General features: G+C 62.7%; 27 protein-coding genes and 1 pseudogene. 11 read left to right on the forward strand and 17 right to left on the reverse strand.

Features of this window, described 5'->3' with window-relative positions; translation table 11 throughout:
- Nucleotides 1-4 precede the first annotated feature (4 nt).
- Together NKH73_RS05670 and cysS are read right to left on the reverse strand one after the other, a co-directional pair.
- Nucleotides 5-391, reverse strand: a complete 387-nt coding sequence (locus tag NKH73_RS05670; RefSeq protein WP_352928938.1) for a VOC family protein — start codon at nt 389-391, stop codon at nt 5-7.
- Nucleotides 388-1824 (reverse strand): cysteine--tRNA ligase, encoded by a 1437-nt coding sequence (gene cysS, locus NKH73_RS05675; protein WP_352928939.1) that lies wholly within the window; start codon nt 1822-1824, stop codon nt 388-390. The genes NKH73_RS05670 and cysS overlap by 4 nt, the downstream gene beginning before the upstream one ends.
- A gap of 397 nt (nt 1825-2221) precedes the next feature.
- Here cysS and NKH73_RS05680 point away from each other — a divergent pair, with 397 nt between their 5' ends.
- Complete coding sequence (locus tag NKH73_RS05680; protein ID WP_352928940.1) at nt 2222-2374, forward strand: hypothetical protein; 153 nt, start codon at nt 2222-2224, stop codon at nt 2372-2374.
- A 76-nt stretch (nt 2375-2450) separates the two neighbouring features.
- On the opposite strand, the gene NKH73_RS05685 is transcribed toward NKH73_RS05680, so the two are convergent.
- On the reverse strand, nt 2451-3212 hold the full coding sequence (locus NKH73_RS05685) for an SOS response-associated peptidase (RefSeq protein ID WP_352928941.1): 762 nt from the start codon (nt 3210-3212) through the stop codon (nt 2451-2453).
- Between the two features lie 118 nt (nt 3213-3330).
- Here NKH73_RS05685 and NKH73_RS05690 point away from each other — a divergent pair, with 118 nt between their 5' ends.
- The 4 genes from NKH73_RS05690 to NKH73_RS05705 all read left to right on the forward strand — a co-directional run bounded on the left by NKH73_RS05690 (nt 3331) and on the right by NKH73_RS05705 (nt 5650).
- Nucleotides 3331-3747: an NUDIX hydrolase gene (locus tag NKH73_RS05690; protein ID WP_352928943.1), complete on the forward strand. Its 417-nt coding sequence runs from the start codon at nt 3331-3333 to the stop codon at nt 3745-3747.
- Nucleotides 3748-3796: 49 nt separating this feature from the next.
- The gene (locus NKH73_RS05695) at nt 3797-4168 is read left to right on the forward strand and encodes a TIGR02301 family protein (protein ID WP_352928945.1); all 372 of its coding nucleotides are present in this window, start codon (nt 3797-3799) and stop codon (nt 4166-4168) included.
- 318 nt (nt 4169-4486) lie between these two features.
- Complete coding sequence (locus NKH73_RS05700; RefSeq protein ID WP_008874920.1) at nt 4487-4744, forward strand: hypothetical protein; 258 nt, start codon at nt 4487-4489, stop codon at nt 4742-4744.
- 123 nt (nt 4745-4867) lie between these two features.
- The gene (locus NKH73_RS05705) at nt 4868-5650 is read left to right on the forward strand and encodes a hypothetical protein (protein ID WP_352928947.1); all 783 of its coding nucleotides are present in this window, start codon (nt 4868-4870) and stop codon (nt 5648-5650) included.
- A 32-nt stretch (nt 5651-5682) separates the two neighbouring features.
- On the opposite strand, the gene NKH73_RS05710 is transcribed toward NKH73_RS05705, so the two are convergent.
- Nucleotides 5683-7014: a dihydroorotase gene (locus NKH73_RS05710; protein ID WP_352928949.1), complete on the reverse strand. Its 1332-nt coding sequence runs from the start codon at nt 7012-7014 to the stop codon at nt 5683-5685.
- Nucleotides 7015-7095: 81 nt separating this feature from the next.
- On the opposite strand from NKH73_RS05710, the gene ygfZ reads away from it, so the two are divergent.
- The 3 genes and pseudogenes from ygfZ to NKH73_RS05725 all read left to right on the forward strand — a co-directional run.
- The gene (gene ygfZ / locus NKH73_RS05715) at nt 7096-7974 is read left to right on the forward strand and encodes a CAF17-like 4Fe-4S cluster assembly/insertion protein YgfZ (protein WP_352928951.1); all 879 of its coding nucleotides are present in this window, start codon (nt 7096-7098) and stop codon (nt 7972-7974) included.
- The gene (locus NKH73_RS05720; protein WP_352928953.1) at nt 7974-8585 is read left to right on the forward strand and encodes an HD domain-containing protein; all 612 of its coding nucleotides are present in this window, start codon (nt 7974-7976) and stop codon (nt 8583-8585) included. Before ygfZ ends, NKH73_RS05720 begins: the two co-directional genes overlap by 1 nt.
- Nucleotides 8586-8844: 259 nt before the next feature.
- Nucleotides 8845-10731, forward strand: a pseudogene (locus NKH73_RS05725) (PAS-domain containing protein); the annotation flags it as partial.
- 52 nt (nt 10732-10783) lie between these two features.
- Here the strand turns inward: NKH73_RS05725 and NKH73_RS05730 are convergent.
- Complete coding sequence (locus NKH73_RS05730; RefSeq protein WP_352928954.1) at nt 10784-11674, reverse strand: fatty acid desaturase family protein; 891 nt, start codon at nt 11672-11674, stop codon at nt 10784-10786.
- A 106-nt stretch (nt 11675-11780) separates the two neighbouring features.
- Here NKH73_RS05730 and NKH73_RS05735 point away from each other — a divergent pair, with 106 nt between their 5' ends.
- A complete protein-coding gene (locus NKH73_RS05735) occupies nt 11781-12725 on the forward strand; it encodes a LysR substrate-binding domain-containing protein (RefSeq protein WP_352928956.1) in 945 nt (314 codons plus the stop codon).
- A gap of 14 nt (nt 12726-12739) precedes the next feature.
- Here NKH73_RS05735 and NKH73_RS05740 read toward each other — a convergent pair whose 3' ends face one another.
- The 5 genes from NKH73_RS05740 to NKH73_RS05760 all read right to left on the reverse strand — a co-directional run bounded on the left by NKH73_RS05740 (nt 12740) and on the right by NKH73_RS05760 (nt 17130).
- Complete coding sequence (locus NKH73_RS05740; RefSeq protein WP_352928958.1) at nt 12740-13000, reverse strand: DUF3303 domain-containing protein; 261 nt, start codon at nt 12998-13000, stop codon at nt 12740-12742.
- Nucleotides 13001-13030: 30 nt separating this feature from the next.
- Nucleotides 13031-14494, reverse strand: coding sequence for a RimK family ATP-grasp domain-containing protein (locus NKH73_RS05745; RefSeq protein ID WP_352928960.1), 1464 nt, complete (start codon nt 14492-14494; stop codon nt 13031-13033).
- Nucleotides 14491-15597 carry a peptidase C39 family protein gene (locus tag NKH73_RS05750; protein ID WP_352928962.1) on the reverse strand — a complete coding sequence of 369 codons (1107 nt, stop codon included), beginning with the start codon at nt 15595-15597 and terminating at the stop codon, nt 14491-14493. Before NKH73_RS05750 ends, NKH73_RS05745 begins: the two co-directional genes overlap by 4 nt.
- Nucleotides 15598-15823: 226 nt before the next feature.
- A complete protein-coding gene (locus NKH73_RS05755) occupies nt 15824-16615 on the reverse strand; it encodes an anti-sigma factor family protein (protein ID WP_352928964.1) in 792 nt (263 codons plus the stop codon).
- Complete coding sequence (locus tag NKH73_RS05760) at nt 16612-17130, reverse strand: sigma-70 family RNA polymerase sigma factor (protein ID WP_352928966.1); 519 nt, start codon at nt 17128-17130, stop codon at nt 16612-16614. Before NKH73_RS05760 ends, NKH73_RS05755 begins: the two co-directional genes overlap by 4 nt.
- Before the next feature lie 280 nt (nt 17131-17410).
- On the opposite strand from NKH73_RS05760, the gene NKH73_RS05765 reads away from it, so the two are divergent.
- Both NKH73_RS05765 and NKH73_RS05770 read left to right on the forward strand, forming a co-directional pair.
- Entirely contained in the window at nt 17411-17665 is a 255-nt protein-coding gene (locus NKH73_RS05765; protein WP_292216872.1) for a type II toxin-antitoxin system VapB family antitoxin, read from the forward strand.
- Complete coding sequence (locus NKH73_RS05770; protein WP_352928968.1) at nt 17655-18083, forward strand: type II toxin-antitoxin system VapC family toxin; 429 nt, start codon at nt 17655-17657, stop codon at nt 18081-18083. Before NKH73_RS05765 ends, NKH73_RS05770 begins: the two co-directional genes overlap by 11 nt.
- Before the next feature lie 3 nt (nt 18084-18086).
- Here NKH73_RS05770 and NKH73_RS05775 read toward each other — a convergent pair whose 3' ends face one another.
- The 7 genes from NKH73_RS05775 to lepB all read right to left on the reverse strand — a co-directional run bounded on the left by NKH73_RS05775 (nt 18087) and on the right by lepB (nt 25793).
- Nucleotides 18087-20819, reverse strand: coding sequence for a DUF2339 domain-containing protein (locus NKH73_RS05775; RefSeq protein ID WP_352928970.1), 2733 nt, complete (start codon nt 20817-20819; stop codon nt 18087-18089).
- A gap of 63 nt (nt 20820-20882) precedes the next feature.
- A complete protein-coding gene (locus NKH73_RS05780) occupies nt 20883-21401 on the reverse strand; it encodes a PaaI family thioesterase (RefSeq protein WP_352928972.1) in 519 nt (172 codons plus the stop codon).
- Complete coding sequence (recO, locus tag NKH73_RS05785; RefSeq protein WP_352928974.1) at nt 21398-22168, reverse strand: DNA repair protein RecO; 771 nt, start codon at nt 22166-22168, stop codon at nt 21398-21400. Before recO ends, NKH73_RS05780 begins: the two co-directional genes overlap by 4 nt.
- A 277-nt stretch (nt 22169-22445) precedes the next feature.
- Entirely contained in the window at nt 22446-23345 is a 900-nt protein-coding gene (locus NKH73_RS05790; RefSeq protein WP_352929826.1) for an aminoglycoside phosphotransferase family protein, read from the reverse strand.
- Nucleotides 23346-23384: 39 nt separating this feature from the next.
- The gene (gene era, locus NKH73_RS05795) at nt 23385-24317 is read right to left on the reverse strand and encodes a GTPase Era (protein WP_352928975.1); all 933 of its coding nucleotides are present in this window, start codon (nt 24315-24317) and stop codon (nt 23385-23387) included.
- The gene (gene rnc, locus NKH73_RS05800) at nt 24314-25039 is read right to left on the reverse strand and encodes a ribonuclease III (protein WP_352928977.1); all 726 of its coding nucleotides are present in this window, start codon (nt 25037-25039) and stop codon (nt 24314-24316) included. The genes era and rnc overlap by 4 nt, the downstream gene beginning before the upstream one ends.
- A 4-nt stretch (nt 25040-25043) precedes the next feature.
- Nucleotides 25044-25793 carry a signal peptidase I gene (gene lepB / locus NKH73_RS05805; protein ID WP_352928979.1) on the reverse strand — a complete coding sequence of 250 codons (750 nt, stop codon included), beginning with the start codon at nt 25791-25793 and terminating at the stop codon, nt 25044-25046.
- Nucleotides 25794-25870: the final 77 nt, after the last annotated feature.

Raw genomic sequence — 25870 nt, forward strand, 5'->3', positions numbered from 1 at the left:
CGCTTCACTCCGAAGCATGGCAGACGGCTTCGACATTGTTGCCGTCTGGGTCGAAGACAAAGGCGCCATAGTAGTTCGCATGATAGTGCGGACGCAGGCCCGGCCCGCCATTGTCCTTGCCGCCGGCGGCGATTGCCGCGGCGTGGAAGGCATCGACCTCGGCTCGGCTACGCGCAGTGAAGGCGACGTGCTGGCGGTCCTTCGGCTTATCCTTGCCTTGATGCAGCCAGAACACCGGCCGGTCACGGCCATAGCCGCCGACCTTGGCGCCACCGGTATATTCCTGCGGCACCATGTAGAGCAGCGAGGCACCGAGCGGCGCCATTGCCTTGTCGTAGAAGGCTTTCGACACGTCGAAATCGGTGACGGTGATGCCGAGGTGGTCGATCATCTTTTCACCTCCCAAGTGGTGATGCGGGCGCTAGTGACGGGGTCCTTACCGTCCTTCAACTGCACGCCTTGCACCAGCAACTCGTCGCGGATGCGGTCGGCCTCGGCCCAGTTCTTGGCGGCGATCAATTCCAGACGCCTGGCGATCGTCTTGGCGATCCCGTCTTCATCGACCTTAGCCGCGCCAACATCGAAGCCGAGGAACGATAGCGACGCCTTCAGCGAAGCGGCGGCATCGTTGGCCTCTGCCGCTTCACCAGCAAGCCGGGTCATCACCTGAAACGCGGCATAGGTTGCCAGATCGTCCGACAGAGCATCCACGACTTCCACCGGCAATTGCGTCGCCGCCGCTGGGGCCAGATCCGCCGCCCGTTTCCACTTGCGCAGCGTATTTTCTGCCTCTTCCAGCTTGCGCACGGAAAAGTCGATCGGCTCGCGATAATGCGTCATCAGCATCGCCAGCCTGAGCACCTCCCCCGGCCATTTGCGGCCGCCAAAGGTATCCGTCTCCAGCAATTCATTGATCGAGTAGAAATTGCCCAGGCTCTTGGACATCTTCTGTCCCTCGACCTGCAGAAAGCCGTTGTGCATCCATACCTTGGCCATCGTTTCAGTGCCGTGGGCGCAGCGCGACTGGGCGATCTCGTTCTCGTGGTGAGGGAAGATCAGGTCGAGCCCGCCGCCGTGGATGTCGAAGACCTCGCCGAGATAGGCAGCCGACATCGCCGAGCACTCGATGTGCCAGCCCGGCCGGCCCCTGCCCCACGGGCTGTCCCAGCCCGGCTCTTCCGGCGAGGACAGCTTCCACAGCACGAAATCGCCAGGGTTCTTCTTGTGCGCATCGACGGCGACGCGGGCGCCAGCCTGCTGTTCATCGAGATTGCGCTTCGACAACTGGCCATAGTCCGGCATCGAGGCGGTGTCGAACAGAACTTCGCCTGCCGCAACATAGGCATGGCTGCGTTCGATCAAGCGTTGAATCAAGGAGATCATGTCGGTCTTGCCGTCTGGCCTAGGCTCGACGAACTCGGTGGCGCGCGGCTCGACCGTCGGCTCCAGGCAGCCGAGTGTCGCCACATCCCTATGGAACTGGTCGGCGGTCTTTTCCGTGACCCGACGGATCGCCTCGTTCAGCGACAGTTTTCCCGCGGCAATCTCGCCGCCGAAATCGCGCAGGGCGCGATCGTTGATCTTGTCGTCGACATCCGTGATGTTGCGCACATACGTGACGTGCTTTTCGCCGTAGAGTTGGCGCAATAGACGGAAGAGCACATCGAAGACGATCACCGGCCGCGCATTGCCGATATGGGCAAAGTCGTAGACCGTCGGGCCGCAGACATACATGCGCACACTCAGCGGATCGATCGGAGTAAAATCCTCCTTCGTCCGCGTCAGCGTGTTGTAGAGGCGCAGGCCCTTCGATGCGTCAGACATTCATGCCTTCCCAGTCCGGTACTTTTGTTTGGGCTGGGAGTCATTCTCGCGCCGAGACGCCAGTCAGATTCCAGCCTGCTGGCCGGGGCGTTTGTCCACTCTAGAAGGAAGATAGGCGAAAACGTCCAGACCAGCGCGAGGCTAGCCAATAATGCAAATGCCACAAATGGCGAAAGACGTTCTCATGAGCGGCTTTATCGCCTCACCCAGTGTTGCCGTCAAGTCGCAACTTTCGGCAAAAGAGTCGCTGGATCACAGGTAATGACGCAGTGAAACATTTTATTAAACATGTCGGCACAGTCATGAAACATTCGCCGGCTAGATCACCAGATGTCACGATTTGGTCGGATTCGACCAGCAAACCCGGACACGAAGACGTTACCCAGGGAAGAGAAAAATGCCCCGAACCAAGCAGGACTCCAGCGCCAAGCAACCAGCGCTTGCCAGCCAATACCGGGCGATCGGCCCGGCCGCGATCGTCGCCGCCCTTCTCCATACCGCGAAGAAGAAAAAGCCGGCGCAAAAGATCACATCGCCTCGCGCTGCCTGATGTGACGTGCCGGCCGCCAGTAAATGGGGCGCCGGCAATGAGGGCGTTGAAGCGGCCCAACAAACAGCCGCTACTGTTAAAACAAAGTCATCTGCCCGTCGTCCGCGCCAGTCTTCTGGCGCCTGGCCTTCTCGGACTCCGGCCCCACGATGCCCCTTTCCTGAATCTCCGGTCCAGTGTTGGCGACCTTGTTGACAAGGTCGGAAATCGGGACAGCCTCGAAGAAATCGAGCTGTGCCGGTCTGAGTAGGTCGGCCACGTCGCGCGGCTCGAGCGAGCGGCAGTCCAGCCAGCGGGCAAAATCCTGCGGGTGGATCACCACCGGCATCCGGTCATGGATGTGTGCGATGTCGGCATTGGCATGGACGGTCAGGATGGCACCGGTGTCCATTTCCGAGCCGCCCGGCTCGGCATAGGTCTCGATCAACCCGGCAAAAGCGACCAGCCCGCCATGCCTGGGCCTGATCCAGTACGGTTGCCCCCTCTTGCCACCAGTTTGCTGCCATTCGTAGAACCCCGAGGCCGGCACCAAAGCGCGACGATGGCGCATGGCGGTGCGAAACGAGGCCTTTTCCACCGCTCCTTCCGAGCGCGCGTTGAACAGCAGCGGAAACTCCCTGGTGTCTTTCACCCAAGTGGGGATCAGCCCCCAACGCACCAGCATCGCCTGTCGGTCGGGCAGGTTCGAACCCGGCGCAAGTGGTGGGCCGGCGAGCGTCATCAGCACCGGCTGCGTCGGCGCGATGTTGTAGCGGGCCGGAAAGTCCTCCAGTTCCGTCAGCCCGAGGAAGGCAGCGGTCTGGTCCGGGGTGGCGGTCAGGGCAAAGCGTCCGCACATGAAATCAACTTTCGACTGATGACATGTGAAAGTGGCGATGGAACATGCCTTTCGCAACCGCTAAAGCTGTTCACCGACGGCCGGTCCACAATGGGCTATGTCTATCAAGCGGGAACTCATGGAAACACGCAGGATCATTCCGGCAGTCTCGGTCGCCGTCGTGCGTGGGAACACTGTGCTGCTGGTCAAGCGGGCAAGGCCGCCCTCGCAAGGCCTCTATGCTTTCCCAGGCGGCAAGGTCGAGGCCGGCGAGACGCTGGAGGAAGCAGCGGCCCGCGAACTGCTGGAGGAAACCGGCCTGCGCGCGGACGGCTATCGGCCGCTGCGCGAAATCCACATCGACGGAAGCGACGAGAACCATCCGGTCGATTACCGGTTGACGGTGTTCGGCGCGACCTATGCCGATGGCGAGGCGCTGGCCAGCGACGACGCCGAGACTGCCGCCTTCTATACGCTCAGCGAAATGACGGCGATGCCGCTTGCCGGCTCGGTGTTTGCCGTTGCCGACGAATTGCTCAGGAATGCGGGGGCGTAAACCTTCAAAATCGCCTTGCAGACGGCAAATTGTTTCGCCACAAAGCCTTATGACCCGTGCCTCGCTGTTCCTTGCCGTATGCCTCGCCGCCAGCACGGCGATGCGGCCGGCGCTGGCAGCCGAAGCCCCATTCGAGCCTGGGCTGATGCGACTGGCGGAGGTGCTTGGATCGCTGCATTTCCTGCGTAATCTGTGCGGCGAGAAGGGCGACCAGTGGCGGGTCGAGATGGAGAAGCTGATTGCTTCGGAAAACCCGGACCCGGAGCGGCGCGCCCGCTTCATTGCCAGCTTCAACCGCGGCTATCGCTCCTTCGGCGGCACCTACACGCAATGCACCGCCTCGGCGACCGAAGCGATCAGCCGCTACATGAAGGAAGGCGAGACGCTGTCGCGCGACATCGCCTCACGCTACGGCAACTGACCTTGACATCTCCCTGCTTGTGTCCGGCGGCATCTTAGTGCAATCCTTGTGTTGCACTTCTGCAACGGTATTAACGAAACGTTACCGCGTGGATGTGGAATTAACTCAAACTGAAGGTTTTCATCCCGCTCGCCGGCCTAATCGGCTAAGTTTTGAATCGGATCGAACGCAGGTTTACGAGACGCGACGAGATTTGTCAGAGGCGACCCTAGAAATGTCGTATTTACAAGTACTTACTTGACCTGCATGTAACAAAGGGACAGCCCAAGCCTGATCCGCATCTGTCGGATCGCCGCTTGAAAAGGGTGGACATCGCAAATGGAACATGGCGTCAACGACATCGACGCGCTGGTCAGGGAAGAAAAGCGCCTGACCGCCGTGGAAAGCCACAGCGAGGCCTGGGCGGAAGGGCTTTCGGCCGGAATCGAGCCGGAAATCATCGCGGAGGCCGCCCTTGAAACCGCGTTCGGTGAAATGCTGCGCGCCAATGGCGAGACCTCGGCCCTTGCCCTGCTCGACCGCATGCGTGAAAAGGTGATAGCCGGAGCTTTCGAACCAGAACGTCTGCGGCACTAAACCGGCATCAAGCTCTTTGACGACGACGTGCCGCTTGGGCATCATGCCCAGGGCACCTACGGGGCTTGGCATCTGTAAAGGCCTGGGCCGGCAAGGGTCCAGAAAGTCATGGAGAGGCAGGCGGTGAATTCTTTGATGTCAGGCCAGCCGCGTGGCTTGGTCCTCAGCATCTGGCTCGCCGCTTTTTTCGCCGCGGTTCCGCTGGCGCTCTGCCTCAACCCCGCTTACGCGCTGAGTGAGATCAAGCGCGAGGATCTTCCTTCACCGGTCGCGCCACCCGCCGACGACGAAACTACAGTGCCGATGCCCGACCCGCTCGGCACGACGCCGCCCGCGGCCAGTCAGCCAACGACGCCCGATGAGCCGGAACAGGTCGAACCAAAGGGCCCAGCGGACGATGGCGGCCTGGCCAATCCGCATGTCGATCCGGATGAACCCTTGCCCGAAGTCCTCTACGATCTCGGCAAGCTGCCGGAGCCGGTCAGGCGCATGCACAATCTGATGATCGAGGCCTGCAAGAGCGGCGACATCGAAAGGCTCCGGCCGCTGATCGGCAAAGGCGACACGATGACCCAATTGTCGCTGAGCGAGATCGAAGGCGACCCGATCACCTTCCTAAAAGGTCTTTCGGGCGACACGGAAGGCCAGGAGATCCTCGCCATCCTGGAAGAGGTGCTCAGTGCCGGCTACGTCCATGTCGATGTCGGCACGCCGCAGGAGCTCTATGTCTGGCCCTATTTCTTCGCGCTGCCGCTGGACAAGCTCGACGCCAGACAGCGGGTCGAGCTGTTCAAGATCGTCACCGCCGGCGACTATGACAGCATGAAGCAGTTCGGCGCCTACATCTTCTACCGCGTCGGCATCACGCCCGCGGGACAGTGGACTTTCTTCGTCGCCGGGGATTGAGCTGCATTACCCTTCCTGGCTCACAAGCCCGGCTAGACCGACAGAGCCTCGGAAAATTCCACCGCCCTGCCCTGTCCTGACGTGACGATCTCGCCTTCCCACATCACGCGCCGGCCGCGCACAACTGTGCCGACAGGCCAGCCGGTCACCTTCCTTCCGTCATACGGGGTCCAGCCGGACTTCGAGCCTGCCTGCGCGATGGTGATGATCTCGCGACGCTTCAGATCGACAATCGTGAAGTCGGCGTCGTAGCCAGCGGCGATGCGGCCTTTCCTGGCCATGCCGAAGATGCGCTGCGGGCCGTGACTCGACAGATCGACGAAACGTTGCAACGTCAGCCGCCCGGCATTGACGTGATCGAGCATGATCGGCACCAGCGTCTGCACGCCAGTCATGCCCGATGGCGAGGCCGGATAGGGTTTTGCCTTCTCGCCCAGCGTGTGCGGGGCATGGTCGGAACCCAGCACATCGACGATACCTTGCTGAATGCCGTGCCAGATGCCGTCGCGATGGCGCGATGCGCGCACCGGCGGGTTCATCTGGATCAGCGTGCCAAGCCGTGCGTAATCATCCGCGCTCAGCGTCAGATGATGCGGCGTCGCCTCGCAGGTCGCGACATCCTTATGCTGCTCGAGGAAGGCGATTTCCTCGGCGGTCGAGATGTGCAGGACATGGATGCGCGCGCGGGCCTGTCGCGCGATGCGCACCAGTCGCTCGGTGCAGCGAAGTGCCGCGATCTCGTCGCGCCAGACCGGATGCGAGGACGGGTCGCCCTCGATACGTTCGCCAAGCCGCTCGCGCAGCCGGAATTCGTCCTCGGAATGGAAAGCGGCGCGGCGGCGGGTGTTCCTCAGGATCGAGGCGACGCCCTCATCGTCCTCGACCAAAAGGTCGCCGGTGGACGAGCCCATGAAAACTTTTATGCCGGCCGTTCCCGGCAGCCGTTCGAGGTCGCCAACATCCCTGGCATTTTCGCGGGTGCCGCCGACCCAGAAGGCGAAGTCGCAATGCATGCGGCCGGAAGCGCGCCGCACTTTGTCGGCAAGGGCTGCCTCGCTGGTGGTCAGCGGGTTGGTGTTGGGCATCTCGAAGACTGCGGTGACGCCGCCTAGCACCGCTGCCCGCGAGCCTGTCTCCAAATCTTCCTTGTGCTCCAGCCCCGGCTCGCGGAAATGCACCTGGCTGTCGACGACGCCCGGCAGGACGTGCAGGCCGCGGCAGTCGACCGTCTCGCCGGCGGAAGCCCGGCCTAGATCGCCAATGGCGGCGATGCGCCCGCCGTTGATGCCGATGTCGCGCCGGCCCTCGCCATCGTGGTTGACCACCATTCCGCCTGTCAGGATGAGGTCGTAGGTCATGGCCATGCTGATCCGGTCTCTTGCGGGGGGAGTGCCAGCGGCTTACGTAATGGCCGACCGTTTTGCAAGATCAGGTTCTTTCCACCCATGCCCTTTGCCCAATTGAAAGACCGCGCACTCGTTTCCGTGTCAGGCCCGGATGCGGAGGGCTTTTTGCAGAACATTCTGACCACCGAAGTCGACGCACTGGCTGCCGGCGAAGCAAAGCCCGGCGCCTTGCTGACGCCGCAAGGCAAGATTCTGTTCGACTTCCTGATCTCGCGGGCTGGCGAGAATTCCTTCCGGCTCGAATGCCGAGCCGATATATCAAGCGATTTCATGCGCCGGCTGATGCTCTACAAATTGCGCGCCAAAGTCGAGATTGTCGAGGCCGATCAGGGTCTTGTCACTGTTGCATGGGGAGATGATTCAGCGGCTTCACAATTTGAGGCAAACGGGGTTGCCGATGCACGGTTCCTCGACGCAGCCGTCAGCCGCTTTTATGGCGCCACTACCGCGGGCGGCGACCCGGCGGCATGGGAGACCCTGCGCATCGCCCATGGTATTGCCGAAAGTGGCAGCGACTATCAGCTTGGTGAGGCCTTCCCGCATGATGTGCTGCTCGATGAGATTGCCGGCGTTGGCTTCAGGAAGGGCTGCTATGTCGGCCAGGAGGTGGTCTCGCGCATGCAGCATCGCGGTACTGCCAGACGGCGGGTGCTGATCGCTTCGGCCGAACGGCCCCTGCCGGCTCCCGGCACCGAACTGACCGTGGCCGGGCGACCGGTCGGCACGCTTGGCTCCACCGCCGGCGCGACAGGCTTGGCCATAGCCCGTATCGACCGCGTCAAGGCGGCGCTCGACGACGGCCAGCCGATCATGGCGGAAGACGTCACTGTCTCGCTCACCATCCCCGCCTGGGCGAAATTCACTTTTCCGCTGGAAACCGTTGGCCCGCAGGAATCCGTCGGCGCGGAGGAGGCCTGATGGCGGCCGACCGTGCCGGCGCGCCGCCGCGCGCCTGGCAGCGCATGCTGTCGGGCCGGCGGCTCGATCTGCTCGACCCCTCGCCGCTCGACATCGAGATTTCAGACATCGCGCATGGGCTTGCCCGCGTCGCCCGCTGGAACGGCCAGACCAGCGGCGACCACGCCTTTTCCGTCGCCCAGCATTCGCTGCTGGTCGAGACGCTTTTCGGCGAGCTGGTACCGGACGCCCCGGCCGACGCGCGGCTGGCCGCTTTGCTGCACGACGCGCCGGAATATGTGATCGGCGACATGATCTCACCGTTCAAATCGGTGATGGGCGGCAGCTACAAGGATTGCGAGCTTCGACTCCAGCGTGCCATCCACCAGCGCTTTTCGCTGCCGGTCGAGCTCGGTGCTGGCCTGCGCAAAGAGATCAAGCGCGCCGACCAGATCGCCGCCTATTTCGAGGCGACGCTGCTTGCCGGCTTTTCGACCGCCGAGGCGACCGAATTCTTCGGCCGGCCATGCGGCTTCGATGCCGACCGCTTCGATTTCACCCCGCGTTCGGTGACCTGGGCGCAAAACGCGTTCCTCGAACGCTATGCGGCGATCGAGAAATCGCGGCGCTAAATGGTGCAGCCCGCCGACCGAAAAACGTTAAATTAACCGGAAAGGGCAACAGTGCCGTGTTCGATCACGGTCTGCAGGCACGCCTCATGTCCGTCGCTCATGCCAAGGCTGGTTTGCCCGTCCGCGGACGGAGGGCCGAAGGCGTGAGCCTGCCGCGGATCGAGGACGAGCTGCGCAAACAGAATGATCGTTTCTCGGCCGCCGTCGAGAACATGTCACATGGCCTGGGCATGTTCGATGCCGACGAGCGCATGATCATATGCAACGGCAATTACATCAGCATCTTCTGCCTCGACGCCGAGATCGTGCAGCCGGGCATCCGGTTTTTCGACATTCTCCAGCACAGCGTCGACATCGGTGTCGCCTCGCACAGCGCCGAAGAACTCTACGCTATCCGCAAGCCCTATATCGACCGGGCGAAACCCTCGACCTACGAGGAAACATTGTCCGATGGCCGCATCATCAACATCTCGCACCGGCCGCTGGATTCGGGTGGCTGGGTATCGATCTATGAAGACATCACCGAGCAACGGCGTGCCGAGCAGGAGCTGAAGGAGCAGCATCGGCGCTTCGACGCGGCATTGGCTAACATGTCGCAAGGGCTTTTGATGTTCGATGCCGATGGCAGGCTGATCGTGCGCAACGGACGTTTTCTGGAACTATACCGCGTGACGCCGGCCGACTTTCCGCTTGGCATGAGCCACCGCGATCTGCTCGAGCAGCTCGTACGCCTGGCCATCTATACGGGGATCGATATTGACAATGAAATCTCGAACACCGTGGCCAGCCTTCAAGCCGGGGAAATGCGATCGACCGACCGCCATCTTGGCGACGGCAGAACGCTTCTGGTCGTACGGCGGCCGATGAGTGGCGGAGGCTGGGTGGCGACCTTCGACGACGTCACCGAGCGTAGGCGCGTCGAAGAGCGCATGACGCATCTTGCGCACCACGACACGCTGACCAACCTGCCCAATCGATCGATGTTCCGCGAACGGCTCGACCGGGCCTTGGGCGAGGCCACGGACCTGGCGATATTCTCGCTCGACCTCGACCGCTTCAAGGCCGTCAACGACACCTGGGGGCATCCGGCCGGCGACTGGCTGCTGAAATGCGTGGCCGAACGGCTGCAACGGTGTTTACGCAGCGAAACGGACGTAGTCGCTCGTTTCGGCGGCGACGAGTTCGTCATCATCCATTTCGCGACAAAAGCCGCGATATGCATGTCGGCATCAGCCTCGGCATCGCCCTTTTTCCCGACGACGGCAGGGATGCCGACACGCTGCTGAAAAATGCCGACATGGCCCTCTACAGGGCAAAAAGCGAAGGACGCAATGTCTATCGCTTCTTCGAGCCAGGCATGGATGCGATGGTGCGGGCGCGCCGCGCACTTGAAACCGATCTGGAGACAGCGCTGCAGCAGCGGGAATTCGAGTTGGATTTCCAACCCATCATGAACATCGCTTCCAGCGAAATCGTCGGCGCCGAAGCCTTGATGCGGTGGCGTTCGCCGGCACGCGGCTTGGTGCCGCCAGACGACTTCATCCCGGTTGCCGAAGAAATTGGGCTGATCGTGCCGCTGGGAGAATGGGCGCTGAGGAAAGCCTGCACGGTTGCAGCGGGCTGGCCGCATGGGCTGCGTATCGCAGTCAACGTCTCGGCAGTGCAGATCAAAAGCGGCACCTTTGCCCGCAGCGTCATCTCGGCGCTGGCATTTTCCGGCGTGCCGGCGGATCGGCTTGAACTGGAAATCACCGAAACAGTGCTGATGGACGAGAGCGAGACAGTGCTCAGAACGCTCAGGCAGTTGCGCGACCTTGGCATCCGTATCGCACTGGACGATTTCGGCATCGGTTACTCCTCGCTTGGATATCTCCACCGCTTTCCGGTCGACAAGATCAAGATCGACCGCTCCTTTATCCGCGACATCGACAACCGCGACACGGCCGCGATCGTGCGGACGGTCATCGGGCTCGGTGCGCAGCTTGGCATCACCGTCACCGCCGAGGGCGTCGAAACCGAAGGACAACTTGAGTTCCTGCGCAGCGAAGGCTGCGTCGAGGCCCAGGGCTATTTGATCGGCGTGCCGTCGAAGGCGACCGACATCAACCGCCTGCTGAAGACAAGAGCTGCGATCGGGCGATCAAGCTGAATGCGACGGCCACTGAGCCAAACATCGGGTCAACCCTAGACATCTGCTATCAGCGCAGCGTCTCGATGTATTTTTCATGGAAACGCACGTAACCGGCTTCGATCTCCTTGAGATGACGCTCGATCAGGGCGTGAAACGCCGGCAGTTGATGGAACGGCACACCCGGATAGGCATGATGCTCGGCGTGGAAGGGCATGTTCCAGGCGAGCTTGCGGACAAACCAGTTGGTCAGCGTGGTCCGGGTGTTTTCCAGCATGTTGGCGACAAGCGGACAACGGCCGTGCTCGGCCAGCAGATAGAGGCGCAGGAACGGTTGTCCGAGAAGCGCCGGCACGATCCAGACATAGAGCAGCGTGGTTGCCCGGAACCAGACGGCCAGCACCAGCAGGAAGGCATAGAAGGCAATCATGGCGCGGGCCTCGGCGCGCACCTTGGGCCGGCCCTTTGGCGGCACGTAACTGTCCCGGCATCGGCCGGTGGCATTGGTGTAGAGCGTCTTGAAGTGACCCCACCACACCGGAATGCCTGAGACGTGGATCAGATACTGACGCCAGGTTTCTGGCTTGGGAAAGGCCAGTTCCGGATCGTTTTCCGGATCCTGGGTGAAGCGGTGATGGGCGAAATGGAAAAAGCGGAACCAGTCGGCCGGCAGCGCGATCGCCAGACTGCAGACGCGCGCCACGAAATCGTTCAGCCGCTGTGTTTCGAAAGCCGTGCGATGGACCGTCTCGTGCAGAAGCGTGAACAGGAAAACGATCAGGATGCCTTGCGGCAGCATCAGCAGCGGCCAGTACGGCACCTTGGCGATGATCAGCGCACCAATGACGGTGATCGCTCCCCAATGACCGGCAAGCTGCAGCAGCCCGAGGCGATCCGACTTGGCGGTCAGCCGATCGCGCTGTTGCTGCGTCAGCGATGCGATCACGTCGCGATGGTCCATTGGTTTGATCCCGCACTGTCGATCAGAGGAGCCTAATCGCCAAAACAGCTTTCGCAAAACGAGGATTTCTGCGATTTAGATAAGGTCAACTTATCTATTGGTCGTCATGGTCGCACTTCCATCCTTGCGGGGACTCCAGGCTTTCGAGGCCGCGGCGCGCTGCGGCAGCTTTGCCGCCGCAGCCGAAGAGCTATCGATTTCGGCGGCCGCGGTCAGCCAGTTGATCCGGACCATCGAGGACCAGATGGGCCGCAAGTTGTTCCACCGGGTCAACCGTCGCGCCGTTCTGACCGATGCGGGCCGGGAGATGCTGCCTCGACTGACAACGGCCTTCGAGGAGATCGGCAGCGTGTCGCGCGAGCTCGGCGGCGCGGAGTTTCGATCGCGGCTCGTCGTCTCGGTGCCGCCGTCGATGGCGATGGGCTGGCTCTCGACGCGTCTGAAGAGCTTTGTCGCCAGCCACGGCGCGGTCGACATATCGCTGAGAGGCGAAGACGATCCGGTGTCGTTCGACCGTGACCTGATCGATATACGTCTTTCCTATGGGCGCTCCCACTATCGCGACCAGTCAACGGAAGAGATCGTGAGCGATGCCGTCTATCCCGTTTGCGCACCTGGGATGGCAAGGGGGATCGGCGGCCTTGACGGCGCCGCCCTTGCCAGCCTGCCGTTGATCCACACGGATTGGGGACCGACAGGCGCCTCCTTCCCGTCCTGGCACAACTGGTTCGAGACGGCCGGCATCGAACCCGGCCGCGCCAGCCAGCACGGTCTGTCGGCGAACTCGTCGCGGGCGGCGCTCGATCTGGCCATCTCAGGCCTTGGTGTGGCGCTGGCGCAGGGTGTCTTCTGCGCCGAGGCGGTGGAGGAAGGCAGGCTGGTCAGGCCCGTCGCACAGGCGCTGGGGTTGCGCCAACCCTATTGCCTGACGATCCCGCAACGAAGCTTGAGGCGCGACGTGGTGGCGGCGTTCAAGGCGTGGCTGGTCGAGGAATGCCTGCGCTCGGTGGGTTCGCCGGCGTTGATCGCTCGGCCATCCGAGAGCCGATGACGGCGGTTGTTCGCTCAGAGGTGGCCGCTCAATGCCTCTACCATGTCCCTGTTCGTCGCCACGGGAACGATCTCGAATTCGACCAGATCCGCCCATTCGACGACCCAGCGCTGCAGGAGCGTGACGTCATCGGCCTCCACCAGCAGGAAGCAGCGGCTCATATCCGCTGCGATCCAGCTGTGATGCACGACGAGCGCATCAGGCTTGAGGCGGCCCTGGTCGCGGAAGCGACGGTAGATCTCCTTGCGGTCACAGCCGCGAAAATCCTCGGTCACGAAAAACAGCACCTCTGCCCCCTACTCTGATTATCGTCCCGGCCGGTCGAGCCGCTCCAGGAACCACTGCGTCAGCCGTACCCAGACCTCGTCCTTTTCGCCGGAATCCTCCCAGCCATGGTCGAGATTGGGATTGTCGTTTACCTCGATGACGAAGACACCGTCCTTGGTCTCCTTGAGATCGACGCCGTAAAGGCCGTCGCCAATGCAGCGCGCCGCCCTTACCGCCGTCTCGACGACATGGGCCGGCGCCTCCTTCAGGGTGAAGGTCTTTATGCCGCCCTGGTCGGGCTTGCCGTTCGCCTTGTGGTTGACGATCTGCCAATGCTTCTTGGCCATCAGATAGTGCACGGCAAACAGAGGCTGGCCGCCGAGCACGCCGACGCGCCAGTCATATTCGGTCGGAATGAATTTCTGCGCGATCAGGAGGTCGGAATCCTCAAGCCATTCGGTGGCAAGCGTCTTCAGCTCCTCGAGGGTGGCGCATTTCTTGACGCCGCGCGAAAACGACGAGTCCGGGATCTTCAGCACCAGCGGAAAGCCCAGCGTCTGCGCCGCCACTTCAAGGTCCGAGATGCCGGCGATCATCACCGTCGGCGGCACCGGCACCTTGTTGTAGGTCATCAGCTCGTTGAGATAGACCTTGTTGGTGCAGCGGATCATCGACAGCGGATCGTCGATGACCGGCATGCCTTCCTGCTGGGCGCGGCGGGCGAAGCGGTAAGTGTGGTTGGAGATCGAGGTGGTCTCGCGGATGAACAGTGCGTCGTAATTGGCGAGCTTGGCCAGATCCTTCTTGGTAATCGGCTCGATTTCGACACCCATCTTTTCGGCGATCTTGGCCCAGTAGCGCAGCGACGAGATCTCTGACGGCGGCAGTTCCTCATGCGGATCGACCAGCGTGGCGAAGGTGTAGCGTGACGGCGTGCGGCCCTTGGTGTCGCGCCATTCGCGGTTGGTGTAAGTCTCGAGGCACTGAAGGAAGCGCTTTTCTTCCTCCTCGGTCATCCTGGCCAGCGGATGGAAGCCGATCTTGCGGATCGACGCCCATTCGGCGCTGTCCGTGATGTGGACTTCCAGCGCCGGCGCTCGGAACCAGTCGAACAGAAGCTTGGCGAAACGATCCCATATCTTCGACGGGCCGATGCCAAAGAAGATGCAGACTTTTTGCGGAAAGGCGCCGCCGAGATCCTTGCGGCACTTGTTCAGCGCCAACTCCAGCTCCGGCAGCGCATGCTCGTAGAGCTTGCGCTCGGACAGGTCGATCATCGTCTCGACCGTCGGAATGACCTTGTGGCCGCGCGAGCCGGCGAGCAGCGAGGCATAGTAGCCGCGGCTCTGGTAGCCATAATTGTTCGACAGGTTGATGACCTTCGGCCGCTGGCCGCGAAACAGCGCCGGATGCGCAAGATAGTCGCGATTGGTGATGATCTTGTGCGGTGTCGCCACCTGATCGAGGTCGTTCTGCCTGCCGGTAAGGATGACCCAAGTCATTGGCTGTCGCGCTTTCCGAGGGTGATGGCGGCACGCAATCCGTCGCGGCCGAACTGCGCCATATTCATGAAGATGCCGTAAGGTACCGGAATGTTGGCGGCATCAAGGATGGTTTCCTGTCTCTCGTCTTCGACCCAGGGATCGTGGATCAGGATATGATCGCCATCGTCGCCGATGGCCAGCACCCAGTGCGGAACCTTCTTGCCGAACATCAGGAAGCCGCTGATCAGGACCAACACGAGTTTTCCTTCTGCGATCGCCGTGCGGATGTCGTCAATGGCGAATGGACGGTAATTCACCGGGATGCCGTAACGTTCCGCGCGCCGGCGAAAGTCGACCTGCGCCAGCTCCATCACCCGGCGCTTGTCATGGCTGCGCACCGACTGCAGGAACAGCGCGCCATGGAAGGATACATAGATCTCGGCAGAGAGCCCGCTTTCGTGGCCCGCAACGGCAAGACCAAACGGCTCGCAGCCCCCCGGCCCCGACATCATGAAAACGGTGGTCGCCTCGCGCCACAAGCGGATTTCCATGACCGGGTCGGGCACGAAGCCGCGATCGAAATTGGCCATTGCCATCATCAGGCAGCACGGGCCGCAGGTGAATTCGCAGGTCTGCTGGTAGAACGGCACCCTGGTGGCGATAGGAATGTCGCCGCGCAAGGTCTTCTCGTAGCGCAGCGCCGTGGCGCCGTCCTCGTAATAGCCCGGCTCGCGGCCGATCTTGCGGTAGCCGCTCTGCTCATAGATGCGGATGGCCCGGCCGTTGTCCTCGCGCACCTCGAGACGCAGCATCATGCGGTTGTGCTCGAAGGCGACCTCCTCGGCTCGCCCCAGCAGCATGCGGCCAATGCCGAGCCCGCCGAAAGACGGATCGATGGCGATGGAATAGAGCCGCGCAACGCCGCTGCCCTTGCGAAACAGCACGACCGCATAGCCGGCGATGCGGCCCTCGCTTTCGGCGACTAGCATCTCGGCGGTCTCGCGTTCGATCAATTGGCGAAAGGAACGGCGAGAAATGCGGTCGCTTGAGAAAACAGCCTTCTCGATGGCCGCGAGGTCATCGACGTCGGACGCGCGGGCCGTGCGAATCTCGGCAGGCATGCGGGCTCAGAAAACCTCGATTGGGTGTGGAGAAGGCCCTGGTCTAAACGTCGATAACACCAGCCGAAGCGCCAGCATCCGTCAAGCGCTATCGCACCTCGATTCGGGCCGAATTGTGACAGTTTGGGCCCGGCGCATAAGGGTACGTGGCACTGCTGATCAGTGCAAGGACTTGAACAGGATCGCTGTTTCGCCCGTGGCGCCAGCTTCGGAAAACAGCCGCGGTTCAGCCGGCCAGTCCGGCCAGAAGCTGGCTGTAGGCGCTCTTCGCCACCGCAGTCAGCTGCGCGCGCGGCAGCGAGCCAACGACGGCGCAGCCATAGCCCTTGTCCAGCCAGTAGATCGCCTCGGGGCCGTTCTCTTCCGACCCATAGGTGCCCTTGGTCTTCTCGGCCGATTCAGCCGTGACGAACAGCGAGATGCGCTCGCCCTTGTCGTCTTCATAAAGCAGCATCGCGGCCTTGCTCTCACCCGCCGGCAGCAGCCGGCCGCCGACGAGATGGAACCCTTCCGCCCCAAGATCCGGTGCGACTAATTTCAGGCCGACCCGATTGGACAGCCAGGTCTGCAGATGATCTTTGTCGCTGGCGGGCACTTCCACCGCATGCCGTTTTTCGGCGGCATAGATGACATGGGCAGCGATCGCCTGCTCGGCGAGTTGGTCCTCGGCCGGGTCTTTCAGACCAAAATGGTCGAGGCCGGCGACATAACCGCCAACACCGCCGATGGCCAGCACGGCCGCTGCCGCAGCCGCCAGCCACCAGCGCGAGCGTGATGCCGCCGCCCTGACTGGCGCCTCGCCGAACACGATCTTCTGCAACCGCGCCGGCACCGGCTCATCGAGCACGCCAGCGAAGGCGGCACGAAGTGCTGCGCGGTCGGCGACATAACGGGCGCTCCTCGCCTTCATTTCAGGATTAGCATCGAGCCAGGCGTCATAAGCCACGCGCTCGTCGCCCGGCAACTCGTCATCGAGCTCCATGTGAATGTCACGTTCGGAAAAATCGCGCCGGGTCATTTCTCGACGATCCTTATCGCCCGGCGGCGCGCGGCGTCGTCCAGCAGCCCGCGCAACTCCTCACGCCCGCGCGCGATGCGCGACATCAGCGTGCCGGCCGGCACGCCGAGGATGCTCGCGGCCTCGGCATAGGAAAAGCCTTCGATGGCGACCATGACGAGTGCCGCGCGCCGGTCGGGGCTGATCGCCTGCAATGCGTCGATAATCTCGCGCGAGGCGATGCTCTCCACCTGCTCGGCGGGCGTTGCCTGCGCTTCGCCCGCTTCCAGCGGCAGCAGGGCTGCGTCGCCGCGCCGGTTCACCTTGCGCATCTGGTCGACGAACAAATGATGCATGATCGTAAACAGCCACCTCCTGGGACTTTCTCCAGTCTGCCAATTGTCGAGCCGCACCAGCGCCCGTTCGAGACAATCCTGAACTAGGTCGTCGGCGGAATCGCGGTCGCGCAGCAGCGAGCGCGCATAACGGCGCAGGCGCGGTATTTCGCCAAGGATTGCTGCCTTCTTTTCTTCCATGACCGCTGGTTCTGAGGTCGCCTCTGTTCACCGATTGAACGCGCCTTCACGGCGCGGCGCAAGCGGCCAGCGCGAAGCGGTCCGCCGCCCCGGTCACCCAAGCAATGAAATAACGCGGCCGGCGGGCGATTTATTCCCGGTCAGGACTGGACAGTTACCTGTCAAGGCTCCGCGCGCCATGAATGAGAAGCCTGAGGTTGAAAACGCACCGTAAAGGATGTATATTCAAACATATATATCTGGTATATTCTGCTTTGAATATACGCCCGGAGAAATCGATATGTCTCTGTACATCCGCGATAACGAGGTCGACGCCCTGGCTCGTCAGTTACAGTCCGCAATTAAGGCCCCTACGAAGACTGAAGCCGTGCGGATCGCTCTCAAGCGCGAGCTTGAACGAGCGAACTCTGTCCTTCCGCTAAGCGAGCGTATCAAAAAATATCAGGATGCCGCGAGCGCACTTGGTCCCGATGACCCCACCTTCGATATGAAGAAATTCATGGACGAGGCCTGGGGGGAACCCGATGTTTCTTGATGCTTCCGCTATTATTGCGGTGATTTTGAGAGAGGCAGATGCGGATCGTCTGCTGAGAAGAATTGAAACTGCCGAGACGCTCTACTTCTCGCCGAGTTCCGCTTTTGAAGCGATCCTGGGGATAGCCCGCAGGAAATCTGTAGCTGAAAGCGGCGATCAAGCTCCGACACCGCCTGCCCTAATAGATCAATGCCAAACGATCGTCATCGGCTTCTTGGCCGAACTCAAGGCCGTGGAAGTTCCGCTGGATGCCGCCATTCGCGAACTCGCAGTCAAGGCTGCGCGCGACTACGGTCGATACGTCGGCCATCCCGCCAAGTTAAATTTCGGCGACTGTTTCAGCTATGCATGTGCCAAGGCCCACCGGGTACCCCTGCTCTACAAGGGCAATGATTTTTTGCAGACCGATCTGGCCTGAATACTATCCGGGCTCGGATTTGGCCGCCCTTGTCAGCAGCCGCTGGTAGAACAGGCCGATGCCGATCAGCACCGCGCCGAGGCCGATGAAGGACAGCGCCCTCAGAACGCCTTCCAGTTCCGACATGTCGAAGAGGAAGACCTTCAGCACGGCGACCGAGATCAGCGCGGCCGACGCGATGCGCAGCACCTGTGACTTCAGCCAGACGCCGGCGGTGAGCAGCGCCACACCGATGATCAGCCACAGCGCCGAATAGCTGTAGGTCTCGAGTTGGCCGAGGCCGCTCCACAGGCCGATGAACTCGCCCTTGAACAGCCGCCTCACCGACAGTGACGCATAGACGAAGGCAAGCAGTGCCGCCACCAGCGCCAGCATCGCGGCGTACCATTTCGGCCGCTTGTCTCTGCTATAGAGCGCGAGCCCCCCGGCGGCGATGGCCGGTAGGAGATAGGCAAGGAACAGCAGGTTGAACACCGGGATCCGGCCGGTCGATTCGTCCGTAAACAGCGGGTTCAGCGCCAGGAAATGCTGGACGAGGATGAAGGCGACCGAGACCACGCCCGCGGCAAGCGAACCATAGCGCAGCACCGAGCTTGGCGAGCGCATGTCGATGGCGACCAGGATGGCGCCGGCGCCGAGGGCGATCAGCGTGTAGATCGCCTGTTCGGCGAGCGTCGCAGCACCCGTGTCGATGACGCCGTCATGCATGGCGTGGCGCACCAATATGGCAATGGTGAGCAGCGCAAACAGCGCAGCGCCCGCCTCCATTGCGAGGCGCGGGCGGCCATTTGTGGTGCGGGCGAGTTGCCACGCTGCAAAGCCAAAGGCGAGCGCCGGCACGCCGTATCCCGGCAGCAGCCAGTTGAAGACAGGCGTCCTCGACAGAAACTCGGCGCCGACGATTGTCGGATCGAAGGCAACACGGCCGAGCACCGCGACGACCGCGCCAACCGAAATCCAGCCAAGCACCGGATAGGCGCGCCAGCGGGTGGCAAACGCCGGCACGATGGCCGCGGCACCCAGAAGCATTGTTGTCCAGCCGGACCCGAAGGCCATGTAGAGCATCAGCAAGGCGGCGATTGCTGCCCCGCCGAGCGCGAACGAGACGGCCGCCCCGCCCTGCAGCGGCGGCTCTTCACCGCGCGCGATCCACTCGCCGCCGGCGGCGAAGACCACGACCAGAAGGGCTGCCACCGCCGCGTAGACAAGATCGCGGTCGAGATTGCCGAAGGTAAACCAGAGCGCCAACAGAATGACCAGCGGCGCGACGACGCCCCACGCCGCCCATGAGGCGGCGCGGATTTGTGCCGATGCGGCAAATCTGCGCGCTGCCCAGAAGCCGGTGCCGATGAAGACAAGCCCGAGTGCGATGCCGATCCTGAGCATCCGGGCATCGGATGCCACGGCGGGCAGTCCATCGACACTCAGGCCGCCACTGGCAAGGTCGGAAGCAATCGAGGTTGGCGGAATGATGCCGAGATAGACCAGCACCGTCGCCAGCCCTGCGGCGTGCAGAAGCGCCAGAGCCAGCGGCCGGTAGAGCGCTACCGCGACCAGGGCTGCAATAAGGGCTGCTCCCGACAGAGCATCGCTGGTGGCAGCGTATGCGGGGTCGACGAACAGCGCCATGGCCGAAAGACCGACGAAAAAGCCAGGTGCGATCGACGGCCAGTCGAAGCCCCTGGCGGGTTCTGCTTCGCCACCGCGACGGCCGAGCCAAACGAAGGCAAGCACGGCCAGGGTCACCGCATTGATAAAGAGGATGACGGGCAGGTTGGCGCCTGGGGCATCGGTCATGTAAAGAACGGTCCAGAGGCCGGTGCCGACGAATGCCGCCGCCATCAGGAATTTCCAGTCGCGCAGGCGTGCGATGGTGGCGGTGGCGGCAAGCACGATCGCGAGATAGCCGAACAGCGCCCAAGGATTGGGCGCCTGCGCGGCGACCAGCATCGGCGTCACCACCGCTCCGAGCAGGCCGATGCCGGCCAACGCCTGGCCGTGGACGAGCGCGGCTGCGATCGTCGCCACGCCGATGGCGCCGAGCAGCGTGAAGGCGAGCGCCGGCCCGATGAAGCCGTAAACGCCATGCGCAGCATAAACCGTGCCGAACAGGATGAAAGCACCGGCCGCCGTCAGGATCGCCGGAATATAGGCGCCGGCGACGCCCTGCACCGGCACCCTGAAGCCGGTGCGGCGGATGAACTCGCCGACGGCCACCAGAACCAGCCCGAGCATTGCTGCCATGCTCAGCCGCACGCCGGGACCGAAGATACCCGCCTCAATGGTGTAGCGGATCAGGAACAAGCCACCCAGCGCCAGCGCGATACCGCCGACCCAGACTGCCCAGCGGGTGCCGAGCGCCGTTTCAATGTCGGGTTTTTGGGCCGCTTTCGCCGTCGCTGCGGCCGCTTGCGCAGGTGCAGATCCAGCCGGCGCCGCTTCGCCCGCAGCCCACGGTCCGGATGTAATCTCGCCGGCTTCAACCTCTGTGGGCGGTTTTTCCGCGGCCTCACCCGCCGATGACGGTGCAATGTCAGTCGCTGCCGCCGCGTCGGCTGGCTTGCTGTCGTTTGCGGCCGGTTCTACCGGCTTGGCCTGTGGCGGCGCCACGCCTGAAAGCACCAGGCTGCGCAGCGCACCAAGCTCGCGCTCGATCAGGCCGATGCGGCTCTGCTGGCGCGAGATAATGACGAACAGCGCGATAATCGCGACCAGGCCGATCAGGCTTTCGAACATGGCGGTTCCCCCAAACCAGGCCAGTAATTACCGACAAATGCGGCGGCCAGACGGCCAGCCGAGTCAGCGCGCCGCCAGATTGGCGGCCGGAAAGATCGAGCATGTTTCGGTGCCGAACGCCAGCAGCTTGCCGTTGGCATCCTTCAGCGTTGCCTCCGAAACAGCCAATGTGCGGCCCTTGTGTACCACCCTGCCCTCACACACCACCTCGCCGGTCTTCGGCGTGATCGGCCGCGTCAGGTTCACCTTGAACTCCGCCGTCGTATAGGCCTCGCCCTTGTCGAGCAGCGTCTGCACCGCGCAGGCAAGGGCCGAATCCAACAGCGTCGCGGCCCAGCCGCCATGAACACCGCCCAGCGGATTGAGATAGCGCTCATTCGGCATGCCGCGGAACACCGCGCGGCCTTCCGACACTTCGGTCAGGTCGAAACTGAGCTGGAACGAAATCGGCGGCGCCGGGTATTTGTTGTCGATAATGCGCTGGAGCAACTCCAGGCCGGTATATTCGAGGATGTCGCCGTGCGGAATGGTGCCGAGGCCGAGCGGCGAGACCCGGCCGGGATAGAGCTCCACTTCGCTCATCTGGTGATTTCTCCGGCGGGTTCTTCGATCAGGGCCTTGCCGGGCGCGTGGTGCTTGCGCAAGGCGGCGAGGAAGCCGGCGCGGGCGCCGGGCGCCTCGATGCCGCGCGGCTCGTAGACATGGCGGGTAAAAAAGAAGCCGGTTAGCCGGAACGCGTCCTCGATTGCCGGCGGATCGGCGCGCAGGCCAGATCGCTGCAGGAAGGCTGGCAGCGGCAGCATCTTGTCGCGCCACGGTTCGCCAGCGGCGCGCGATACGGAGCGGCCGGATTTCGGCGAGACATAGGCAAGGTCCTGCCTGGCGCCGGTTGCGGCACATTGGCTGAGATCGAGGCCGAAGCCGAGTTCGTCGAGAATCAGCAGCTCGAAGCGCGCCACCAGCTCGCCGGCGGCGTCCACATCGTCGAGGTGGGCAATCATCACGGCCAACGTCTCGTAGAGGCCGCCATGGGCGTCGCGCTCCGGCAGCAGGCGCAGATGTGCGGCCATGGTCTGCAGCCCATAAATGGCGACGGCGCTGTCCATCAGCCGCGCGGCGTTCATCTCGATCGCCTCGGCCTGGAAGGTGCCAAGATGCTCGTCGAGCCGCGCCCGCCACAACAGGTCGACGCGATTGCCGGGCTGCAGAACCGGCTGCTGCTTGCGCGAGCGGCCGCCGCGCACAAGGCCGAGGTGGCGGCCATGCGCACGGGTCATGACCTCAAGAATGGCACTGGTTTCGCCATGCTTGCGGGTGCCGAGAATGATTCCCTCGTCGCGCCATTCCATGAATGGAGCTTGTCACCGCTTCGGTGGCGAAATCAAGGTTGGAGCCTTGGATGCCAGGGCTCCGAACTCGGATTGCCCAAGTGCCTCTGGGCAGCCACGCCGACGAATGGCGAAGCCTGAAATAAAAAAACCGCCTCGGCGGCGGTCGCTGGCGCAAATCAGCACCATGCCCAAATCAGTAGCATAACTGATGGCACAAAGCAAGAACAAACTTGCCCGCCTTCCGCTTGGTGTCCCGTTCGAAGTCGCCCAACGCCGGAACTAACATTCGGCGTCATCATGCCGCGCGCTGGTGATCGGCAAGCACTTCATCGATCACGCGTCGCGATTTTTCAACTTCGACCGGATTGACGTCTATGTGTCCTGCGAGCGTAATCAGCGCCTTCCACAGCGTCCAGCCACGGCCTCGCGCCCACATTGCTTCATCGGCGGGAAGTCCGGCGCGGAACACCTCTCGGCTGTTCCCTTCGAATAGCGTCCACGCAATCGCCAAATCGCATGAGGGATCGCCGACGCCGGAAGTCCCGAAGTCGATCACGGCGCTCAACCGGCCTTGCCTGACCAACAGGTTTCCCCAACTGACGTCACCGTGGAACCAGACGGGCGCGCCATGCCATGTCGCGGCAAGCGCTGCTTCCCACACCGCGCTCGCGGCGCCCGTGTCGATCTTGCCGTCGAGGGCCGCAATTGCTTGCCGGGTTTCACCGTCATAGACGGTCAGTGGTCCGCCGCGAAAAAAGTTGTGCTGGCCCGGCGCCGGTCCGCCGGCGGGATCGATCCGTTGCAGGGCGACCAGGAACCGGGCCAAGCTGGCCGCGAATTGCGGCAGGCTGGCAATACGCTCCCGCGTCGCCGTCTCGCCTTCGATCCAGCGGTAGACGGACCAATGCCAGGGATAATTGTCGGCCGGTTTCCCCATTGCCAGGGGATCCGGGACAGGCAGCGGCAGCAGGGGTGCCAGCCTTGGCAGCCAGCGTTGTTCCTTTTCCACCTGCAAGGAATAGTCCGCCGCACTCGGCAGCCGCACGAGCATGTCGTCTCCGAGACGAAAGGTCCTGTTGTCCCATCCGCCTGATGCTACCGGCCTGACAGCAAGATCTTTCCATCGGGGAAATTGCGTGGCGACCAACCGGCTCACGATAGCTGTGTCGATAGTGACTTCTTGTTTGAGCACGATCTTTTCCGAAAACCGGTTCCCACTTTTCGGGAATATGCTCTAATGCGGAAACTCCAACCCCATCTCGCGGTAGCGCTCGGGGTCGTCGCCCCAGTTCTCACGCACTTTGACGAACAGGAAAAGGTGCACCTTCTGATCGAGGATACCTGATATCTCCATGCGTGCCGCCTGGCCGATGGCACGGATCGTCTCGCCCTTGTGGCCGAGCACGATCTTCTTTTGGCTGTCGCGTTCGACATAGATGGTCTGGTCGATGCGCACCGAACCGTCCTTCTTCTCTTCCCATTTCTCGGTCTCGATGTGGGAGGAATAGGGCAGTTCCTGATGCAGCCTGAGATAGAGCTTTTCGCGTGTGATCTCGGCCGCCAGCTGACGCATCGGCAGATCGGAGATCTGGTCTTCCGGGTAATACCAGGGGCCGGCAGGCAGGGTGTCCGAGAGATAGTCGAGCAGGTCCTTGCAGCCCGACCCGGTTAGCGCCGAGACCATGAAGGTGCGCTTGAAGGGCACTCTTTCATTCGCTGCCGCGGACATGGCCAGAAGCGCCTCGGGCTTGACCCGATCGACCTTGTTGAGGATCAGCACCATCGGCTGCCGGACATCCTTCAGCCGTTCCAGGATAGCATCGGCGTCGCCCCTGATGCCGCGCTCGGCGTCGATCAGCAAAAGCACGATATCTGCGTCCTTGGCGCCACCCCAAGCGGTCGTCACCATCGCCGTGTCCAGCCGTCGCTTCGGCTTGAAAATACCCGGCGTGTCGACGAAGACGATCTGCGCATTCTTATGGGTGGCGATGCCGCGCACGATGGCACGCGTCGTCTGCACCTTGTGGGTGACGATCGACACTTTGGCGCCGACCAGCTGGTTGACCAGTGTCGATTTTCCCGCATTGGGCGCGCCGATCAGCGCGACGAAGCCGGAGTGTGTGGCGGCAGCTTCTGTTGCTGGCGTGACGTCTTCGGTGGCGGTCATGCCGCGCTCCCCTTATTTAGCCAGATGCCTTCGCGCAGCAGCAGTGCAGTAGCGGCAGCTTGCTCGGCCTCGCGCTTGGAGCGCCCGCTGCCGGTTGCGGGCGAATAGGCGCCAACCCTGACGCTGACGGTGAACAGTGGATCGTGGTCCGGTCCTTCGCGGCTGTCGATCATGTAGACCGGCACGGCGGCTGCCGCCTGATGCGCCCATTCCTGCAGTTCGGTCTTGGCATCGCGGCGGGCGGCACCGGTGGCCTGCGAGCGCGGCTGCCAGTATTTGTGGATAAACGCGCTGGCCGCCTCCAGCCCGCCGTCGAGATAGAGCACGGCGATCAGCGATTCCAGCGCGTCGGCGCGCAAATTGACGCGCTTGCGCCCATCGAGGCCACGCACGTCCGAGCCGGCACGGATCAGCTCCGGCAGGCCGATCTCCTCGGCGATTTGCGACAGCGCCTCGGCATTGACCAGCGCGTTGAGCCTGAGCGAAAGCTCACCTTCGGCAGCATCTGGAAATGCCGCCAGCAGCATGTCGGCAACGACCAGGCCGAGAACGCGGTCGCCCAGGAATTCGAAACGCTCATAGTCGATGCCAGCATGGCTGCTGCGGGCGCTGGCATGGGTCAGCGCGCGCTGCAGGCGCTGGCGGTCGGCAAAGGCGTGGCCCGTGCGCTCCATGAGCGCTTCGGCGAGCGCGTCGACGGTCAGCCGTTTTGTCGCCGCCATGACCCTAATTGACGAAATGGAGCAGGCGCGACGGGCGCATCAGCGACGGCCATTTCCAGATTTCGAGCGGGCTGGCGCTGCCGCCGATCGAGAAGAAGATGAGGTTGGCGCGACCGACCAGGTTCTCGTCGGGCACGAAACCGACGGTGAAGCGGCTGTCCGAGGAATTGTCTCTGTTATCCCCCATCATGAAATAGTGGCCGGGCGGCACGTCGAATTCGCGGGTGTTGTCGCCGATCGAGTTCGGCGTCAGGTCGAGCGTGTCATAGCTGACGCCGTTCGGCAAAGTCTCGCGATAGACGTCGACCGGCCCGTTCTCCTCGGTGATGTCGCGATTGTCGATCTGCCCGACCTTCTGGCGTGGCACGCCAACGCCATTGATGAAGAGCTGGCCGTCCCTGACCTGGATCTTGTCCCCCGGCAGACCGATGACGCGCTTGATATAGTCGACGGAGGGGTCCGGCGGGAACTTGAACACCGCCACGTCGCCGCGCTTCGGCTCGGCGCCCCAGATACGACCCGAAAAGAGGTCCGGCCCGAACGGCAGCGAATAGCGGGAGAAGCCATAGGACCATTTGGTGACGAAGAGGTAATCGCCTTCGAGCAAGGTCGGCCGCATCGACCCGGACGGGATAGAGAATGGCTGAAAAAGCAGCGTGCGGATGACCAGAGCGAGCAAAAGCGCCTGGACGATGACGCTGACGGTTTCGCCAAGCCCGCCGGATTTCTTCTGGGATTTTTCAGCCACGCTCATGTCGTCCTCGATTATGCGTTGGTTGGTATAGAGTCTCGGCGCGCGCTGGGCAACGTCATGCCGGTGGTCAGATGCAA

The sequence above is a fragment of the Mesorhizobium sp. M0938 genome (assembly GCF_040319125.1).
Lineage (GTDB): Bacteria > Pseudomonadota > Alphaproteobacteria > Rhizobiales > Rhizobiaceae > Mesorhizobium > Mesorhizobium robiniae.